The sequence below is a fragment of the Stieleria sedimenti genome (assembly GCF_025060895.1).
Lineage (GTDB): Bacteria > Planctomycetota > Planctomycetia > Pirellulales > Pirellulaceae > Stieleria > Stieleria sedimenti.
Map to the genome: position 1 here is coordinate 59,512 of NZ_JANZKV010000087.1, position 19,800 is coordinate 79,311.

A 19,800-nucleotide genomic window follows, 5' to 3' on the forward strand; every position below is an offset into this window, starting at 1 on the left:
CAAGTGGCGTAAGCGTCCAGCTTGCGTTGCCGGAATCTCTCTTCCGTTTGCCGCTAGCGCAGCAGTTGCCACAACCGCTGGTCCAGTAACGATTCGGCGACCAGCATCGCGCCGCTGAAGTCCTGTTCACGCGTGTGCTCGTTGGGGATCGCAACGACGTTTGCGCCCGCCGCGCAGCCGTTGCCGCTGTCTTCGAGCACCAGCATCTGTTGCGGTTGAAGCTGGAATTTTTCGGCCGCGGTGAGGTACATCTCCGGGTGCGGTTTGCCTTGGCGGACGTCGTCGCCGGTCAACACAAAGGTGAGTGATTGCCGCCAGTGCAGTTCGGCGAAGATCACGTCCACCCATTTTCGGCGACTGCTGGTGGTCAACGCAAACGGAACGCCACTGTGTTGCAGCAGTTCGATCCACTCTTCCAATCCCGGCATCGGCCGCAGCAGTCCCGGTAACAGCTCGCCGTACAGCTGGTCCGATTCGGCCAGTAACTCTTCCGCGGAATCGTCCAGGGCGTGATAATCGATCATTTGCTGGACGGCTGCCGTACCGATCCGCCCCATCATCCGTGCCTGTAGGGCCGCACTGTAGCGGTGTCCGCGTCGTTGTAAAATCGTGTCGCCGACTTGCCAATAAATCCGTTCGGTATCGAACAGCAATCCGTCCATGTCCAGGGCGACTCCCGCCACCGCGGGAATCGGCTCGCTATCATCTCGCTGGGTGATCGGTTCAAATACTCGGTGTGGCGGCGTCGCCATTTCTGTCCCTTTTCGCTTTTGCGCAATTGCCGTGTCTGGATCGGTCGACCGAATTCTTACCAACTGGTCCATCGATGGAACAGGCCCGCTGACGCGTGGGATCAGCGAAGTCAGTACGTCGGGGTGGATCGACGAGGACGCGACGCATTGGTCGATCGAGCCATTCTTGCCGATCGAAACACAGACCTTGGTCGAGTACCTGAGCAATCGGGCGGAGAAAACCGCCGGACTGGATCCAGCCGGACGCGACGCCTTTCAATCCGCGGTCCAAAAGATCAGTGACCACGTGGCGGCGAAGACGTCACAGTACCACGCCCAATTTTCGGATCGGTACCACGCGGTGGATCCGGACAGCGATTGCAAAATTCCGATTGATCTGCAAAGCGAGCAGGTCGTCGATCACTCCCAGCGGCTGATGGAGTTGTGTGATCAGATCCTGGCCGATGCCGCCTACCAGAAGCTAAGCCAGGAGGACATCGAGAAATGCGTCGGGGTTTCGAGCCATTGGGGTGTCCCGATGAGTGCGAATTTCGGCCTCTTTCAACAACTGGCCGTTTATGCCCGCGGGGACATCATCGGGCGGCGATACAAACGACGTCTGCAGAACCTGTATCGCATGGAGATGGTCGATGTCGCCATCTACCAACGGCTCGTGGTGCTCTTTCAACTGGCCGAAGACCACGAGCGTGGCGAAATGCTCTCGGCCGGGCAGTTCCATTTGCGGATTTTTAAAAACATTCCCAAACAGGACGTGGACATGTTGTTGCCGGGCACGCAAGTTCGGCTCAGCAAACTGGATCGCGTCAAGGTGATCGCGCCCAGCCTGGGTGGATGGCTGTTGTCGCTGCAAAAGATCTCGCGGTTCGTGCTGGTCACCCTTGCGTTGGCCGCCTATTACTCCACCGCCCTGGTGATCGGTTTGATCCTCGCCGGGATCGGCTACTGTGTCAAAAGTTTTTTCAGCTACTTCCAAACCAAGAATCGCTATCTGTTGGATCTGACGCGGAACCTTTACTTTCAAAAGCTGGATACCAACGCCGGCGCCGCGTTTCAAATCATCCAACAAGCCGGCCGTCAATCGACCAACGAAGCCTCACTGGCGTACTACGCACTGGCGACAGAAGCCGAACCGATCAGCCGGCGAAGACTGAGACGCAAATGCGAGCGATTGATCCGTGAGGCGATTGAGGTCGAAATTGATTTCCGAGTCGACAGAGCGCTCGAAACACTGTTGCAACTCGGTCTGGTGACAGAAACGATCGATCAGAAGCTATGTCTTGTGACTGGGGCGGGCTCTGCAGGAGCGGAGGAAACGGGGCGGCAGAATGATGGGGTGGCAGAATGATGGGGGAGGCAGAATGATGGGGGCAAAACAATGGGGGCAAAACGATGAGGACAGAGTCATCGGGCAAACTCCTCAAGTCTCCCGCATACCATTATTCTGCCCCGTATCATTCTGCCACCCTCTCCCCATCGTCTTGCCCCCCATCGTTTTGCCCACTCGCCTCCGCTTCCCTACCCGCCAAATCCGATCGGCCGATTGGCATGCCGATGCCCTTTGGCAAGCGACTGTCGAGCTGACCCGCAATAGACGGCATTGAATTCGTACCGGTCGTCGTAGGCAGTCCAAGGTTGCAGGGAGTGGTAATGTGTTTGTCCGTGGGGTAATCCCAGGGCGTCGAAGCTGTCACCGGTGCTCGCAAACGTCTCCGCCGCGGTGCTGATTTCTTCGAACTCCACACGCACCTCTTCTTCCTGATCCAAACCCTGGAATTGCATCATCCAGTTGCCGCCCATGTCCGCGAAGACGGATGCGCTGACGATTTGATATCCGTCGGAATCGTAGAGCGTTGCCTGAATTCTCGCTCCCGGACGTGCGGTACCCGAAAAGATCGGGTCTGCGACAAGCCGTGGTATCTGCTGGCTGAGCAACCGATTGGGAATCACTGTGAATTCACTTTCGTATTGCCTGGCAACGTCAAACGGGTTGCTGAAGCTGTTGAAACCGTCAAATGTGAAGTAGGTCAGCGACGTGGGCGTCGGATCGTCAAAGCCGCCGGTGTCACCCGGTGCGTTGGGGTTGTTGCTGCCAGGATCGGCGCCTGAGTCCGACCAATCGGTCACACGTCGGATCGTTTGGTTGGATTGATTCAACACGGGGCGGCCCGCAGCGTCGACGGGCATGCCCGCCGCCATCGCCTGATTGACCAAGTGTACGTCGGCTTGACCGGATGTCGGTTTGACCTGTACCACCAGTTGCACCAAAACCTGCTCGCCCGGTGCGAGACGTCCGCTGCTGCCGTCAAACATGTTTTGTGATGGATTGTCAGCGTACCCGGGCTGGAGGTTCGGATCGACCGTCGCAGAACTTGCGACGATGGTGGGGGCGGAGACGACGGAGTCAAAGTTGTCTCCAAATTGGGATTTGACATCGTCGAGCAGTTCGATGTTTTCCAAGTAAACCGTGCCGGTGTTTTCGACCATGATTTGGATCGTCACCAGCGACGACATCCCGACCCGCTGCACGTGCGTGACGCGTTTGGCGACGCCGATTTCCACGAATTCCAGCGACACCGGATCGTCGGGGTCATTGTCGTCGTCGCTGTGGTCATCGGGGTTGGCCGGATCACCATCGACGTTGGTCGGATCGGTGGGGTCGTCCGACCGGTCCCAGACCATTTGGCCTGTCGCCGGATCTTTCGCCGTGATGACGGCTTGGGTTTCGAAATCGCCACTGGCGTCGTCGCGCACCGAATCCAGCCTGCGTTCCGGAGCATCGGGATCAACTTCGATCGTGAGCCGGATCACCAGGAACTGGCCGGATTCCAATCGGCCCGATTCGGCGGCGTCGATCAGCGACGTCCCGGTACCCTGCCCGGAGTATTCGGCATTCAATTTCGGAACGTCGCTGGCATCACCGTCCATCACGGACGGTGCCGAGACGATTCCGACGAAAGCGCGTCCCAAATGGTCTCGCAGGTCCTCCACCAACACCAGCTCCTCCAAGGGGGTCGAGCCGTTGTTTTCGATGCGAATTTGATAGGTCACGTCGTAGTTGCCCGACACCCCGCTAGCCGACGGGACGGGCGAGCCGATGATTTGTTTCGTCAGACCGAGCATTGGAATCCGGTGGATGTTTGGATCGTCAGGCTCGTTGTCGGCAATCGGATCCAGTTCGACATTCGTCGGACGATCCGGGTCATCACTCAAGTCGACTGCGGCCAAGCCAGAAACCTCCCCGAAAGCGCGCACCTGGGCTTGAGCGATCATGGAACCATTGTCGACCGAGATGCCTGGTGCATCCGGATCGACTTCTACCGTGAATCGAATCGTCACGGATTCGCCTTGCAGCACGCGATTGAAGACGCCGGCAGAGTTGTCCACGATGGAGGGATTGATCGAGGTCCCGTCGTAGGCGGTATTTAACGTCAGGGGACGGTCTGCCGTCGTGTGGATCACGGCCGGGGGGACCACTACACTGACGAATCCGTTGCCGAACAGGGTCGAGAAGTCTTCGTCGATCGCAATCTGTGTCAGTGGATCGTTGCCGGTGCTGGTGACCGTCAACTCGTAAGTGATGTCAACATTGCCGGTGGTTCCCGATGCCGCCGGTGTCGTTGCGATCGTCGACTGCGTGATCTCCACCAGCGGATGGATGATCGTCGATGTTTCGTGTGCCTGGGCCACGTAGTCGTCTTGACCGGCGTGGCCACCGTCGCCGTCGCGTTCGCTGTTGTTTCCGCTGTACAGCCCGTCCGGCAATGATGTCCATTGAACAACGGCATCATTCTGGAGCGTGTTGGTGATCGCGGCGTGGCTGTCGGTGATGCGGACGTCGTATCGGATCGTCGCGGTTTGTCCAACCGGCAACGAGTCCAACAGCAGCGCCACCGACCCCGAATCGGAACTGTCAAATTCGAGCGCCGCTCCCGTGACCGTCACACCCAGCAACTTCATTCCGGCGGGTAGTGTGTCCAAAAAAGAGAGGTCGTGGGCGGTCGCATTGCTGCCAGCGGTGTGGCTGATCGTCGTCGCGTAGCGGATCACCTGGTTTAAGGATGGCGTGTGATCGCTGACGGTGACGTCAAGACGGAGCTGAGGTTCGATGATCGTCACATCCGTGGCGCTGCTGACCGCCGTCGCAGCCGAGACGCCGCCACGAGTCCAAACGAACTGCACGTGATTACTGAGGGTCTGGGACTGTTGGTTGACCGGCGCATTGACGACTCGGGCCGTGTAGACAATCTCCATCGATTCGATCTCGGAATTGTCATCGTCGGGATTAATGATTTGTCCAAAATCGAACGTCAATTGCTGTCCGACGACAGATGCATGGTACGTGGCGGGGGGACCGATCGGAACGCCGTCGGCGGTGATGATGCTGGTCGCGCCGCCGCCACTGGTCACCGCAAGGCTGTCAACGGAGACGAATTCCAGTCCCGGGTCTAACGTGTCGATGATTCGCGCGTCGTCGATCGTCGACTCGGGAATCTGAACGCGGATCCGGTATTGGACCAGCTCTCCGATGACGGCTTCCGTCGTCGAGTTCCCGGCGTCGGTGATACTGGTTCCCACCAGTTCCTTGGTCGTCAACGGACGAATGATGTGCAGATCGGTCGCGCGGGTGGCTCGATAGTCGTTGACGCCCCCTTCCCCAGTGCGTTCGACTGCGGTGGCCTCGTCCATGCTGGTCCAGCGGGCGTCCGCATTGACGGTCAGCGTTTGTGCGGGGTTGACCGATTGGCTGACGACGCCGGTCACTCGAAGTGTCAACGTTTCGCCCTTGTGCAGATCAAATCCCGCCGGAGCGATGGTGGTGATGGTCTTGGTGCGCGGCGACAGGTCGAACAGCGACGACAGGTCGCCGGCGCTGGAATGAATCGCTGAAACCAACGAGACGTGCTGCAGCTCGATGGGCAGGTGTTCCGAAAGGATGACGTCAAACGCATCGGTGTCACTGGACGCGGTATGGCGAACGACCAAATCCAGCGTCACGCGATCGCCGGCGTCGACCTGGTGCGGCGAGGCCACGTAGACAAGTTCTAATTCCGGTTCGATCACGATGACATCGGCCACGGCGCTGGCGGTCGATCGGGTCACACCATTGAGGTCCCATGTCACCCTCGCCGCGTTGGACAGCACCGTCCCGGATGCTTCGCCTTGGTTGCCGGCGGTGTTGTCGGTGCGCACGGTGTAACGGATCGTGATGGTTTCCGGGGCGGCATCGTTGGGAGCGTTGGTCAGATTCCCAAAATCGAAACGAACCTGTTGTCCACTGATCTGCGGCGTGACCGGACCGGAACGATCTGTCACGATCGCCGAATCGACGGCCACCGCATCCAGACTTTCAAAGACCAGCCCAGGTTCCAGCGTGTCAACCACGACCGCGCGGTTCATGGTGGTTTCGGGAATCGTTACCACCAACTCATAGGTGGCCCGCTCGCCGATCACGGTTTCCGCCAGCCCGTTGTTGGTGTCGATGATACCGGTCGAGACGAGCGATTTGGAGATGGTCGGCGGAAACACGGTCAGCAACGCCGACGCGTTGTCGAAATGGTGGTTTACGCCGCCGGTGCCGGTTCGCTCGCCGCGAGCGCTGCCCGATCCACCGGGCAGATCGCTGCCGGTCGGGTTTCCGACGGTCCCCGATTCCGGCAAGCTGGTGTAGGTCAGTTGCGCCGGCGTGATCAGAGCTTCACCCGGCTGCACGGATCGTTCGAGCGTCGCGTCGAAGGTCACCGTCACGCGACCGCCGCTGGGGATCTGGTCCAACGCGATGTCGACGTGATTGCCGTTGGAGTGGTCGGTGGTGGTTCCGAATCCACCGCTGTTCTGGACTCGGATGGTGCCGGGGTGCAGGGTGTATTGGTCGGGCAATCGGCTCGTCAGCCGAGCTTCGAAGGCGTCCGAATTGCTTACGGTGGCGTCGTTGCTAAACGTGATCGTGAACGTCACCTTGTCGCCGGCGTCCGCGTCCGGTGGAGAGACACGGATCGTCAAGTCGTCGATCGTCGGTTCCACGACGCGCGTGTTGGCTTGATTGCTGGTTCGCAGGGTCTGTCGCCCGGGCTGCTCCGTCGGGTTGATCGACAGTTGAAAGTCATTTCGTAACAGCGTGTTCTTTTGTGCCGAGGGGTGATTGAGCACCAGGGCATTGAACTCGATCACGATGTATTCGGCATTCGCGTCGTTGTCTCGATTGACGAGCGTGCCGAGCTTGAACTGGGGATCGGTGCCGTTGTTGTAGGAATCGATATCAGTTCGCAGGCTGCTGGTTGAACCGACATTGACATCCGGCAATGCGAACGTCGGTGAAGTCACGGTGCTGCCGACCGAGTTTGCGGCATCGCCGAGACCGACCGGCAATGTTGCCGATCCGTTCGCCGAGGAAATGCCGGCGTCGGAAAGGAAGGCCAACGTGGCCGTGCCATCATCGAGGTACTGCATTCCGCTCCGCAGTCGATCGCGGATCACCAGATCCGGCAACGTACCTTCGGGGATTTCGACCACCATTTGATAGCGGACGACTTCGCCGATTGCGACTCGCTCGTTGCCACTGGTAAACCTGGTGTGCGCCTCACTGGTTGCCAGGATCGAATGGTGCGTCGCGACGTTTTGGACCGTGATCGTCGCATCGTCGGCGAGCGACCCCGCCGGCAAGCCGTCTGCATGATTCGCTCCGCCGTCGATCGCACCGTAGGCGATGATCTCGGCAGAGGTTTGGTAGGTCTGATTGATCTCCACGTCCTCACTGAGCTCAAGATCGTAGCTGATGATGATCACGCTGGATCCGCTGCTGCCCCCGTCGGTCTGTTTTCGGATCGCGCCCTCCGCGGCCGATGGGTCTGTGATCTCGATTCCGGTGGTAAATAGGTCGCCGGTGAAGTGCAGCGCCGTGCCATCGCCGCGATGGACTTGCAAATTCAGCCCCGACGCGGCGACCGCGTACTGCGGTAGCAGAGCGTCGACAATTGTTAAGTTGAAACCGTCGGCGCCGCCCGAGTTTTCGATCGCAATCGCGACCTTCACGCGATCCCCCGCATCGACGTCGCGAAGATTGGCATCGATCGGATGGGCGGCCAGATCAGCTCCGGTGATCCGACCGGTAAAGGGGATTGCCGTGTCCCCGGGCGACGCGAACGCCGTCGGCGCCGGCGTCGAAGTAAAACTGGGGCTGGTGCCATCGGTCGACACGATTCCCTTGGTGATCGTCATTTCGGGCGCCGCGGCAAGGTTTTGGGTGATCGTGTTCGACGAGCGGACTTCCGTTGTGGTCAATTGGTACGTCGCGATCGCCTGGTTGGTTAACAACAACCCGTCGTCAAATCGCATGTCTTGGGCGGTGACGGTGAACAGGATTTCGATGGTTTCCGCGTCACTGTTGACAACATCAAAATTTCCAAAGTTGAATCGCACGCTATTGGAGTCACCATCGACCGCCAGCGTCGGAGGATCCGTGGCCGATGCGACCTGATTTAACGTGTGCGACGGACCGTAGCTGAACATGCCCGCAGGCGGCGGTGTGGCGGAAGATCCACCGCCAGCGAACGCAGTGACTTCGGTGGCCTTGTAGATGGGCAGCGGCAGGAAATCGGTCAGGATCAAGTTTTCGAAGTCGGCGGTGGGCATCGAAAACGCGAGTCGGTACGTGATCGATTGCCCAGCCATGATCGGGTCGTTTCGCTTGTCCGGTTCTCCTTCGATGGCGTAAACGGATTTGCTGATCGCCGGGCCGACGATGGAGACGCCGGTGCCACTGGAATCCGATTCGAACTGTGTGTCGCTGAGTCCGTCGCGCACGCGTCCGGTCACCGTGACAGAACTGGCTAACGGATCGCCGGCATCGACCGATCGGTCTCCCGACAGAAAATAGGTCGTGAAGTCTTCTTCGATGGCGGTCCGAAAACGGATTTCCACCGTCGTGCCGCCGTCGGAAACCGCATCGTCAAACAGGTCGCCCGTCAGGACGCCATCGCTGATGGCCGACGCCAGGTCAAACCGAACTTCGGTCGCCCCAGTGCCCGATGCCAATTTGGTGACCGAGTGCTGCGTTTGAGAGAATGTTCCACTGGAAACGAGTCCTTGCTCACGAATCACAAACAGCGGCTGGAAGGAATCGTCCCACCTTTGTCCGTCGCTCAAAGTGCCTTGGAGGACCAGGTCGGCGAACTCGAAATAGTCCGAGACTTGAAGGTGCATGACGTATTCCAGCGTGTCGCCGGGAGTCGCACCGCGTGCACCGGTGTCGTTGACAATGGAGACGGACTGTTGAATCGACAACGATTGCTGCGAAACGGTGGTGTCGGTGGAGTCGTCGTTGTCGGCAAGCGGTGCCGATTGATAGACCCCGGCGACCCGTGCATCATTCACCGCGGTCTTGTCGTCGCCACTTGAACCATCCAAGACCGGCTTGCCGTCCGCATCGATCTTGTCGATCCAGGCTTGATAGCTGATCACCGCGTCGACCCCGCCGGAACCCGTCAGGTTGCCCAGTTCGACAGCGAGCCGGTTCCCGGGTGGAGTTGGTGGCGATCCCGCAGTGGGCTCCGTCGTCGAATAACTGCCCGTCGTGTTGACCTGAAGTGAGCCGGGGACATAGACGTGGGAGTGAGGCAGAACGTCCTCCACCAACACCTGTTCGACCGTTTCGCCCTGTGCCAGTTTTAACGTTAGCGTGTAGGTGATCGGGAAGTTTGGACCCGTGCTCCGCTCCGCCTCGGCGGCGTCACTGGTTTTCACCAATTGCAAAACCGTTGGCGTGACAGACGCTGTCACCGCTGCGCCCACAATCGGTGGGTCGGTCAATCGGTTGTCGAGCGGATCGTTTCCCAATGCGAAGAAACCGACCGCCGACAGATCGAGCGGCGTGCCAACGGACGCTCCGTCTGCCTTACTGAGCGTTGCATTCAAAAGAACGGTGGCATCGGGCTGTTCGGGGACAAAGCTACCAAACGGCAATTGGTACACCAGCAAGGTGTCGCCGGCAGTGCCGGTCACCGCTTGTCCCGTCACCGGATGCAGGATCGGATTGCCGCCATCGTCGACAAGGTCTCCATCAACATTGAACCGGCCTGCCACGATCGGGGGCAATGTCCCGCCAAAGATGGCGGCATGGTTGACGCCAATTCCTTGCGGTACGTGCAGATCAAAGTAGGGCGCGAAACCGGCGTCCGATGGTGTCGTTGACGTGTTGTCGAATTTGACGGTGAATTGAAACTCTTCGTTGAGAAACGCTTCTGAAGGCAGTTGAAGGGAGACGTTTGGTGTCGGTGCCGTCGCCGGGGACAATTTGCCAAGCCTTTGCCTCTCCGTCGTGTCGCCCCAAAGTGGCTTTGCGTCGGTCTGGGCGGGGCCGGTGGAATGCGAAATGGTCTGGATTTCCGGCGCTCGTTCGTCTGGACGATCCGGATTAGCGATCTCGGCGTCGCACGATGTCGCATCGAGTGCGATGAAATCTGCTACGTCGGCATCGAAGAGCAGACGGTCTTCGAGCTGTTCGGACAGTCGCCGTCGGCGCGGCTTTTGGGAGAGATTCATGCGCGTCATCGTTCAACGGGTCCGTGCAGTCGACGAACGTTGGGGAGGCGCCGGCTGCCGAATAGTTCGGGGGGAGATCGCCAGTCACGGTGGGCCGTTTGCGTGCGGCACGCGCGGCCACCGGATGCCGATTGCTGTTGATAACGGCTGGGGGTAAACCCTCAGTGGAGGGAAACTTACGGGTTTGCCCTCGCGATTAGCCGAGGACTGTCAATCAGGTGATCCTTGACGTCTGTAACGATTCGGCGTTGCAGGGGACACCAAAGCCGGTGCATTGGCACTTCGGCGGGAGAGGGCAAAACGATGGGGGCAAATTGGACACAGGTGGTCGAATTTATGGGCGGATCGTTGATCGAGCCGGCCAACCCGTTACGGGCAACCCCGTCGGTTTACTGATCGGCCACCAAAGCCTGCAGCCGGCCATGCGGCAACTCACCGACAACGACGGGAAGTACTCCATCGACGGCATGCCGATCGATCGTCCCGTGCGCATCAGTACGTATTCCCACAAGACTTCGAGTGGGGCTTCGTGGGAGACGCAAACGGTGTCGATCGGGCCGGCGGAACAGATGGAAGTTAATTTTTCCGTCGATGGTGACCACGCGGCACCTCCGGAAACGGACTCGCCCGGTATTCGCGCGCTCTCGTCTGACGATCCGGATCCCGGCCGAGGGGCGATCCGGGGCCGCGTCGTGCTGCCCGGTGGAACCCGGCGACGTGACCGTGGTCACGTTGAAGTTGAAAGCTCGTAAAAACTAACTACTGGGCTTGGCGGTTGATCGGTTCGTCGACGACGATCGATTTGGGGAAATCCGCCGCCTCATGGCCTCCACGATCGTCCCAGCGTTTGTTTTGGCTGTTGCCTTTGGGCTGGTTCATCGGAATGTCCATTCCGCCGGCGTCTCCGAGCATGGCGTACAGCTTGTTTTCCATTTCTTTGGCCACCGACTTGTAGTCGGGGTTGTGTATCAGATTTTTAGTTTCACCCGGGTCGGTCGTCAGGTCATACAGTTCGTCGACATCCCAAAGTCCGTAATAGGTGATGTACTTGAAACGGTCGCCCCGCAGTGCAAATTGCGTCGGTGACTGCGGAAAGTTCTTCTCCCAGTAATACACGTACAAGAAGTAGTCACGCCACGGTGAATCGGGTTTGTTGGGAATGTCGAGGAAGCTTTCGCCGTCCATGTACGAGGGTGTCTGCAGGCCGGCGGCGTGCAGGATGGTGGGGCCGACATCGATGTTCCCGATCACGTTTTCGATCACTTTGCCGCCTTCAAACAGATTCGGGCATTGCATCATCATCGGGACGCGGATCGACGCTTCGTAGGAAACGCGTTTATCGATCAAGCCGTGTTCGCCCCACATGAACCCGTTGTCGCCCATGTAGATGACCAGAGTGTCGTCGTGCACGCCCATGTCTTTGAGTTGTTGCACCACGCGGCCGACACTGTCGTCAACGGCCAAGATCGATTCGCAATAACGGCGGTAGAGATAATCCAATCCCTTATCGCTGTGGTAGGAGAAATCGATTCCGTGCCAGCTATTGCGTTGGTCGCGGACCCAGCGCGGGGCGTCGTTTTCTGCTTTGATGTTCTCACCGCGGGGAAGGAAACTGAGGTCGGCGTCGGCGTAACGCCCTTGGTGTCGCTTGGCGGGCGTGAAGTTGGCGTGGACGGCCTTGTGCGACAGATACAAAAAGAACGGCTCGTCACCATCGCGTTGCTTCAACCAATCGACGGCATAGTCGGTCAACTCGTCGGTGATGTAGCCTTTTTGTTTGACGCGTTTACCATTCACGTTGAGCGTGTACTTCGGGCCGGGCGGAAGATAATTGCCCTGGCCGCGAAAGCTGATCCAATGGTCGAAGCCGGGCCGCGGATCATCATGGTCGCCGCCCATGTGCCACTTTCCGATGAACGCCGTTTCATAGCCCGCACGTTGCAGATACTGCGGAAAAAACAGTGTCCCGTCGGGGACCAGTCGATTGTTGTCGATCACACGGTGCTTGTGGGTGTACAGCCCCGTCAAGATCGAGGCGCGACTCGGCGAACACAAACTGGTCGTGACGAAGGCGTTCTTCAGATGCGCACCGTTGGCGGCCATCGCATCCAGGTGCGGGGTTTCCAGAAACGGATGTCCGGCAAACCCCATCGCATCAAAGCGATGATCGTCGGTCAAAATAAAAACGACGTTACGCGGCTTGACACCTTCGCGCTGGGGCGTCGCCGGCAGTTCGGCTGACCGTGCTTCGGGGTGTAACAAAACCAGAAACGCCAGCACGATAGAAAATGCTGGCGTGAGAAAACGCGTCTGGAAGAACATCTTGGGGGTGGGCTCCGAATTCCGCGGGAATAGACAATCGAGAGCCCCGTAGTCTAAACCGAAAGTGGTGTCAGCTTCTAGCTTGCGTTTCGGAGATTCTGGCAGGTGGGCTGCCGGAGCAGCCGGGATTCGCAAGCTGGAAGCTTACGCCACTGGACTGCTTGCGCAGCTGGGGTCGCAAGCTGGAAGCTTACGCCACTGGGCTGCTTGCGCAGCTGGGGTCGCAAGCTTGAAGCTTACGCCACTAGCGTGCGGGTCGGGTGGCGATGCGTTGGCCTTTGGGTCGCAGCACGTAGACCTTCGGATCGTCGACGACAAACGTCGTGCTCCAGCGTTGTCCGTCGTCGGCGCTGCAAACGTTGTAGAAAAACGTTCGGAAGCGTTCAGCGCGATAACCGTACGGGAACTGGCTGGTGATGTAATCGTCTTCAGTCAAGTCATCGACTCCGGGCGAAGCATAATAGTGCACCATTCCGTCGGGGGTGACACTCATGCCCAGTGTCCACCAGCCGGTGGTCGTGATTTGGGGGCCGCGGAAGTCGCCGCCGCGTTGGTTGCCGCGGATTCGCAGGTACGCGTAGTCGTGATCCTTGCGGGTGGTGGACTTGCTTTCGAATTCAACGAACATCCCGGGCCAATAGACTTCGTTGCCCATTTCCTGGGTGGTGCGTTTGAAGATTCCGACGCCCCGTTCCTTGTCGACCATCGCGGTGGTTTCCAACGCCAGGCGGAATCCGAAATGCGGTCCGCTGCGGTTTTCCCAACTTTCCACCGGCGGCAGAAAGACTCGAGTCGTCACGCTGGGGACTTCGGCGATGTCGATCCGTCGTTTCAGCCGGTATTGGACGTTTGCGACGAAGTCGTCTTGGTGCATGGTGCCGCTGGGCCGGCCGGGGATGCCGGTAAACTTGCTTCGCATCAACAGCGCTCCGGTGCTGCCGGGGATTCCGCCCGGCGGAGTCGCTACTCGTTTGACTTCGTCGGGATGTCCGCGTTTGATGCCTTCGTACCAGCGACCGTTGGTGCTACGCCCCATCGGACCGCGTTGGTTTTCGTCAATGTCCTCGGTACTCTTGGGGTTCTGCGGCACATAACCCCAATTGGGGTCCTCGAAATCGTCCGAGACGCCAACGATTTCACTGCCAGTTCCGGGCACGACAGGACGCTGGGCGTTGACATCGGTTCCTGAATTCGCCAGGCCTGCGAACAAGGTGACAGCGAGGCCTCGGCCGCACCATTTCGAAACGGCGGCGAAGGTTTCCTTGAGCGAGTTTGTCATCGCTTTTTCCGTTGGTTTGGATCAAATCATCAGCGTGAAACAACGGAGATCGGCTATCGCTGGGCGGGATGCAATGGGATGCACCCGCGCATGCGGTTGGACGATGGCCTTCCCCCTTGTCAAGATTGATCGGCAACCAATTGGAAGATCTGTAACGGTTTTCCCGATTTCACCGGTGACGCGGGGCGATCCGCGCAAAGCTTGCTCGGCGTTCGATGGTGGGCTAGGCTGGCGAAATTCAAAGCAATTTCTGAATCGAGATCTCGATGCGTTTGACATTCATGCTCCTTTTGGCGTGCGGTTTCAGTCCCCTCGCCATGGCCAAGACGATCTCGGAGGCGGAGCTGGAGTTCTTCGAGGCAAAGATTCGGCCGGTGTTGGTCGAGCATTGTTATCCGTGCCACAACTCTGTCGATTCGTCCGAGGGGGGATTGGTGATGGATCACCGTGACGCGGTGCTGCGTGGCGGTGACGGAGGCGCGGTCGTCGTCGCGGGCGAGCCGGGCTCAAGCCGGCTGATCAAGGTGCTGCGTCACGAAATCGACGGGCTGGAGATGCCCGAGGGAGGGCCCAAGCTGGACGAATCCATCGTTCGTGATTTTGAAAAATGGATTCGCATCGGGCTGCCCGATCCCCGCGACAAACCGCCATCGGATGAGGAACTTCAAGCGTCACGTTCGTGGGCCGAAAAGTTGGAGCGGCGAAAACAGTGGTGGAGCTTCCAGCCCATCGTCGCAAATGAGCCGCCCGCCGACGAAAACGATTCGCCTCATCCGATCGACCGCTTCATCAACCATGAATTGGAACGCAACGGGTTGCAGGCGTCTCCCGCTGCCGATGGTGCAACCCTGGTTCGTCGCTTGTTCGTGACGTTGACTGGCCTGCCGCCGTCAGCCGATCAGGCAACAAGTTGGACACGACGGATTGAAGATGCACCCGATCGTCACGCGGTCGTCGAGGAACTGATCGACCAGCTGTTGGCGAGCGACCAATTCGGTCCGCGGTGGGCGAGACATTGGATGGATTGGATTCGCTACGCCGAGTCCCACGGCAGCGAAGGCGATCCGCGGATTCAAAACGCCTGGCACTATCGTGACTACTTGATTCGCGCGCTCAACGCAGATGTTCCCTATGACCAGCTGCTGCGGGAGCACGTCGCCGGCGATCTGTTGCCCGAACCGAGAATCAATCCGCAGTTAGGGATCAACGAGTCGATCATCGGTACGGCACATTGGCGGATGGTGTTTCATGGATTCGCACCCACCGACGCCTTGGATGAAAAGGTTCGTTTCATCGATGATCAAATCAATGTCTTCAGCAAAGCATTCTTGGGGCTGACGGTTTCCTGCGCCCGTTGTCACGACCACAAATTTGATGCGATCAGCCAAGCCGATTACTACGCGTTGTTCGGTGTCCTGGCCTCGTGCAGACCGGGACGGCATGTGATCGACCTGGAGTCCAAACAAGAACTTCACCGCGAGACGCTGGCGGAACTGAAAACGCAGATCCGCAAATCGGTCGCCTCCCAGTGGCTGGTCGAATCCAAGGTGGCGATTGAGCGATTGTTGGATTCAGATTCGAAACCCGGCAAGCCGGTCGAATTGGTCAACGTCTTGCGCGGACTACGCCAAAAGGTCTCCGATGGAACCCCCTTTCAAGTGGCCTGGGCCGAGACGGTGGAGTCTCAATGGAATCATCGAAAGACGTTTGACGGGTTCTTCACGGACTCGACAAGCGAGAACTGGGATTTGAGAGATGATGATGCGCGATCCCAGTGGTATTCGTCTGGCTTGGGACTGGAGGGAGAAACAGCCGCGGGGCAGTTTTCGATGGACGTCGATGGCGAGGCGATTTTGTCCGGCATCTATCCGGCGGGCGTCTACACGCACGGGCTATCGTCCAAGCATCCCGGGCGGCTGACATCACCCGATTTTGAATTGAAAGACGGCCAGGCGATCTGTGCCGAGGTGATCGGCGCCGGCGATGCCAGCTTGCGCTACGTGGTTCAGGACTATCCGCGCAGCGGGACCGTTTATCCTGTCACTCGACTCGACGGCGATTGGAAACTGCAACGCTTCGATTTGTCGTACTGGAGCGGCGACGCAATTCATCTGGAGTTGGCGACCGCGATGGACGCACCCTTGTTGACATCCGACAAGCCGCGGTCGTGGTTCGGCGTGCGACGGGTCGTGGTGACGGACAACGATCGCGAAGTTCCCAAGCCGGCATCGGAAGGGTTCTTGGCGTTGATCGAGTCTGATCAGTCCGCAGGTGCCGCCGCCGCAACCGAGGTCGTTGTGCCCGGCGATTGGTCGGAATTGGAGTCGTTGTTGCGTTCGTCGATCAAACGTGCCGTGGTGGCGTGGCAGTCGGGCTCGATGACGGACGCCCAAGCGATCCTGCTAAACGACTGTCTGCGGACCGGTGCGTTGCCGAATTCGTTGGATCGGCTTCCCGAGTTGAACGCATTGGTGGGCCAGTACCGAAAGCTCGAAAACGAAATTCCCGTGCCGACGCGTGTTCCCGGTCTAGATGAATCCGAGGGAGTCGACCAGCCGCTGATGGTCCGCGGGAATCACAAGCAGTTGGCGGATCCGGTGCCGAGACGATTTCTCGAAGTGATCGATGACAGCGCGTATCAATCGCCGATCAGCGGACGTGCGGAGCTGGCGGAGGATCTGTTGCGGGACGACAATCCGTTGACTCGCCGTGTGATCGTCAATCGCATTTGGCACCATCTGTTTGGTAAAGGGATTGTCTCCACGCCGGATAATTTCGGCCGTCTAGGGAATTCGCCCTCGCATCCCGAACTGCTCGATTGGCTGGCGATCCGGTTCGCTGATGAGGGGTGGTCGATCAAGAAATTGATCCGGCTCGTCCTGACGTCTGAAACCTGGCAACGCTCATCAATGCCGCAGCCGGGTGTCGAGAAAGCGGACCCGGAGAATGTGCTGTTGACTCGGGCGAACGTGCGCCGGTTGGAGGCCGAAGCGATTCGGGACGCGCTGTTAAATGTCTCGGGGCGATTGGACGACCGGCCGTTTGGCGCGCCCGTCGGGGCCACTTCGCCACGACGAAGCGTTTATGTGCGGGTGATCCGAAATGATTTGGACCCCTTCCTACGCGCCTTTGATTTTCCCGAGCCGTTCAGCAGCGTCGGTCGGCGGGACGTGACGAATGTTCCCGCTCAATCGCTGGCAATGATGAATGATGCCCAAATCGCCGACGTCGCCAATGATTGGGCAAGCCGAATCCTCGCAGGGGCTGCGTCCGGCGGCGACCGCAACGGCATCGTCCGCATGTTCCTCGATGCGTTCGGTCGGCGGCCATCGGATCAGGAAATCGCCCAATCGGAAACGTTCTTGGACGAGATGCGTTTCGTCGTTGCGGAGAGGACACGACAGAAAGCCGAGTTGCAACGACAAATCAACCAGTTCGAATCAGCGATCGACGCGCGGTGGCAAGTGGCCCGCGAGCGGCTTGTCGATCAAGCCGAACCCGGCGGCCAGCAATCAACAGTCGAAGTGCCCGCGCCGATCGGTCGTTGGGACTTCACGACGGGGCTGAACGATCATGTCGGTAGTGCGAACGTGACGCTGAAGAATGGTGCGCGGCAATCCGACCAGGGTTTGATCGTGACCGGTGGCGGCTATGCCTTGACCGGTCCGATCGACGTCCCGCTGTCACAGAAGACGTTGGAGGTTTGGGTGAAGCTGGATGATTTGGACCAGCGTGGCGGCGGGGCGATGACGCTGCAATCCAAAAATGGCGTGTTGTTTGATGCGATCGTGTTTGCCGAGCGAGATCGCCGGCAGTGGCTCGCCGGCAGCAACAGCTTTCAACGCACCGAACCGTTTGGCGGCCCCGAGGAGTCGTCGGCTGATCGCCAACCGGTGCAGGTTGCGATCAGCTATGACGCGGAGGGTCAGATCGTCGGGTATCGCAACGGCCAGCCTTATGGGAAATCGTATCGCAGTCGCGGACCACTGACCTTTGCCCCCGGCGAGTCCATCGTCGGATTCGGGATCCGGCACCTGCCCGCGGGCGGAAATCGCTTACTCTCCGGTACGATCCTGCAGGCGAGGCTTTATGACCGTGCGTTGACGGCGGAACAGATCGCGGCATTGGCGTCGAATTCGGCATCGTTCGTTTCCGAAGAAGTCCTGCTGAAACAACTGACCGAAGCCGAACGAAATGCGATGCAACGGGACCGTGCGTCGTTGCAGGAACTGAGCCGTCGATGGAATTCAGTTCCGGAATCCAAGCTCAGCGAGACGGGGCAGGCCTGGTCCGAGTTGGCTCGCGCGTTACTGTCGTTCCAGGAGTTTCTCTATGTTCGCTGATCATCGATCACACCCGCCCCTGCCAATGCGTCGCTCACGCAGACTGTTTCTTGAGCGCTGTTCGACCGGATTCGGTGCCGCGGCGCTGACGGCGATGATGCAGGGGAACGGATGGGGAAACACGGGCGCGGCGTCGGAAGCGGTCTTGCCCGACGACGCGGCGCTGCGAACGTTTCATCACCCGCCCAAAGTCAAGCATGTGATTTTTTGTTACATGTCCGGTGGCGTTTCGCACGTCGATTCGTTTGATCCAAAACCCAAACTGGAAGCGTTGCACGGACAGCCGATGCCGGTCCAGGTGGAACGGACTCAGTTCAATCGAAACGGCAATGTGATGGCCAGCCCCTTCACGTTCAAACGCTCCGGCGAATCGGGGTTGCCGATCAGCGACATGTTTCCCGAAATCGCTTCGGTGGCGGATGAGTTGGCCGTGGTTCGTTCGATGACGACACCGGTCAACGAGCACGCACAGGGAAACTTTGTGATGCATTCGGGATTTCCCTTCATGGGGCATCCGAGTGCGGGGGCGTGGTGCTCGTACGGGCTGGGCAGCGAGAACGAGAATCTGCCGGGCTTCGTCGTTTTGCAGAGCGGCAACGCGGTCGTGCCGCACGGCGGATTGAGTCTGTTCAGCAGCGGGTTTCTACCGGCACAACATCAGGGATCGGTCTTGAAAGCAGACCAGGCCGAAGCGATCCGCAATGTGCGTCCGCGAGGCTTGCGTGATGACCAACGCCGACGAATGGAGTTTGCCAAATCGTTCGATCGACAGTTCTTGGACCAAGCCGGGGGCGACGCACAAGTCGAAGCGGCGATCGAGAATTATGAAACGGCATTTCGGATGCAGACGTCCGTGCCGGAGTTGTGTGACATCTCTGACGAAAGCGAGTCGACTCGACGCCAATACGGGTTGGATTCCGGCGATCAACAAAAAGCGGCTTATGCGCGACAGTGTTTGCTGGCTCGACGATTGGTCGAACGCGGTGTCCGGTTTATCGAGCTGAGTTGTTTGACCAAGGGTATCGGTGCCGGTGGAGCGGCCAACCCGTGGGATCAACACGGTGATCTGGAGAACGGGCACCGGGCGATGGGATTTCAAGTCGACCAGCCGATCGCTGCGTTAATCAAAGATCTGCGGGCCCGAGGATTGCTGGATGAGACGTTGATCGTGTGGGCGGGTGAATTCGGTCGCACGCCGTTTTCGCAAGGCAGCAACGGACGGGACCACAATCCGCAAGGCTTCAGCGTTTGGTTGGCCGGCGGCGGGATCAAGGGCGGCACGTGGTATGGCGCAACCGATGAATTGGGCTACCACGCGATCGAGAACAAGTGCACGGTCTATGACCTCTGGGCGACGGTGCTGCACCTGCTAGGTGTCGATCATGAGAAACTGACCTACCGATACAGCGGACGCGACATGCGGCTGACCGATGTCCATGGGAACGTCCTGACGGGCATCCTCAGCTGAACTAAAGGTGTTAGCGGAACGGCGCGAGCTGGCCGGTCGATTTAGTGAGCCGCGACGCGTAAGCGGCCGGGCATCCAGACGCTGCCCGAGGCCTTACGG

At 59.2% G+C, this 19,800-nt stretch carries 8 protein-coding genes; 4 read left to right on the plus strand and 4 right to left on the minus strand.

Annotation, left to right across the window (positions count from 1 at the left end):
- Positions 1 to 53: 53 nt before the first annotated feature.
- Positions 54 to 752 (minus strand): HAD family hydrolase, encoded by a 699-nt coding sequence (locus NZK35_RS12800; protein ID WP_323379636.1) that lies wholly within the window; start codon positions 750 to 752, stop codon positions 54 to 56.
- A 31-nt stretch (positions 753 to 783) separates the two neighbouring features.
- Here NZK35_RS12800 and NZK35_RS34680 point away from each other — a divergent pair, with 31 nt between their 5' ends.
- Positions 784 to 2,097: a TMEM143 family protein gene (locus NZK35_RS34680; protein WP_259632928.1), complete on the plus strand. Its 1,314-nt coding sequence runs from the start codon at positions 784 to 786 to the stop codon at positions 2,095 to 2,097.
- Positions 2,098 to 2,267: 170 nt separating this feature from the next.
- On the opposite strand, the gene NZK35_RS12810 is transcribed toward NZK35_RS34680, so the two are convergent.
- Positions 2,268 to 10,289, minus strand: a complete 8,022-nt coding sequence (locus NZK35_RS12810; protein ID WP_259632929.1) for an isopeptide-forming domain-containing fimbrial protein — start codon at positions 10,287 to 10,289, stop codon at positions 2,268 to 2,270.
- A gap of 218 nt (positions 10,290 to 10,507) precedes the next feature.
- Here NZK35_RS12810 and NZK35_RS12815 point away from each other — a divergent pair, with 218 nt between their 5' ends.
- Positions 10,508 to 11,041 (plus strand): carboxypeptidase-like regulatory domain-containing protein, encoded by a 534-nt coding sequence (locus NZK35_RS12815; protein ID WP_259632930.1) that lies wholly within the window; start codon positions 10,508 to 10,510, stop codon positions 11,039 to 11,041.
- Between the two features lie 7 nt (positions 11,042 to 11,048).
- On the opposite strand, the gene NZK35_RS12820 is transcribed toward NZK35_RS12815, so the two are convergent.
- The gene (locus tag NZK35_RS12820; protein ID WP_259632931.1) at positions 11,049 to 12,611 is read right to left on the minus strand and encodes a sulfatase family protein; all 1,563 of its coding nucleotides are present in this window, start codon (positions 12,609 to 12,611) and stop codon (positions 11,049 to 11,051) included.
- Positions 12,612 to 12,855: 244 nt separating this feature from the next.
- The gene (locus NZK35_RS12825; protein ID WP_259632932.1) at positions 12,856 to 13,890 is read right to left on the minus strand and encodes a hypothetical protein; all 1,035 of its coding nucleotides are present in this window, start codon (positions 13,888 to 13,890) and stop codon (positions 12,856 to 12,858) included.
- 317 nt (positions 13,891 to 14,207) lie between these two features.
- Here NZK35_RS12825 and NZK35_RS12830 point away from each other — a divergent pair, with 317 nt between their 5' ends.
- Both NZK35_RS12830 and NZK35_RS12835 read left to right on the plus strand, forming a co-directional pair.
- A complete protein-coding gene (locus NZK35_RS12830; RefSeq protein WP_259632933.1) occupies positions 14,208 to 18,233 on the plus strand; it encodes a DUF1553 domain-containing protein in 4,026 nt (1,341 codons plus the stop codon).
- A 25-nt stretch (positions 18,234 to 18,258) separates the two neighbouring features.
- The gene (locus NZK35_RS12835) at positions 18,259 to 19,701 is read left to right on the plus strand and encodes a DUF1501 domain-containing protein (protein WP_259632934.1); all 1,443 of its coding nucleotides are present in this window, start codon (positions 18,259 to 18,261) and stop codon (positions 19,699 to 19,701) included.
- The last annotated feature ends 99 nt before the right edge of the window (positions 19,702 to 19,800 follow it).

What these genes read in the sequence shown, in the direction of transcription:
- NZK35_RS12800 (WP_323379636.1), bottom strand. Translation starts at nt 752, where the DNA reads ATGGCGACGCCGCCACACCGAGTATTTGAACCGATCACCCAGCGAGAT.
- NZK35_RS12810 (WP_259632929.1), bottom strand. Translation starts at nt 10,289, where the DNA reads ATGAATCTCTCCCAAAAGCCGCGCCGACGGCGACTGTCCGAACAGCTC.
- NZK35_RS12830 (WP_259632933.1), top strand. Translation starts at nt 14,208, where the DNA reads ATGGCCAAGACGATCTCGGAGGCGGAGCTGGAGTTCTTCGAGGCAAAG.
- NZK35_RS12825 (WP_259632932.1), bottom strand. Translation starts at nt 13,890, where the DNA reads ATGACAAACTCGCTCAAGGAAACCTTCGCCGCCGTTTCGAAATGGTGC.
- NZK35_RS12820 (WP_259632931.1), bottom strand. Translation starts at nt 12,611, where the DNA reads ATGTTCTTCCAGACGCGTTTTCTCACGCCAGCATTTTCTATCGTGCTG.
- NZK35_RS12835 (WP_259632934.1), top strand. Translation starts at nt 18,259, where the DNA reads ATGCGTCGCTCACGCAGACTGTTTCTTGAGCGCTGTTCGACCGGATTC.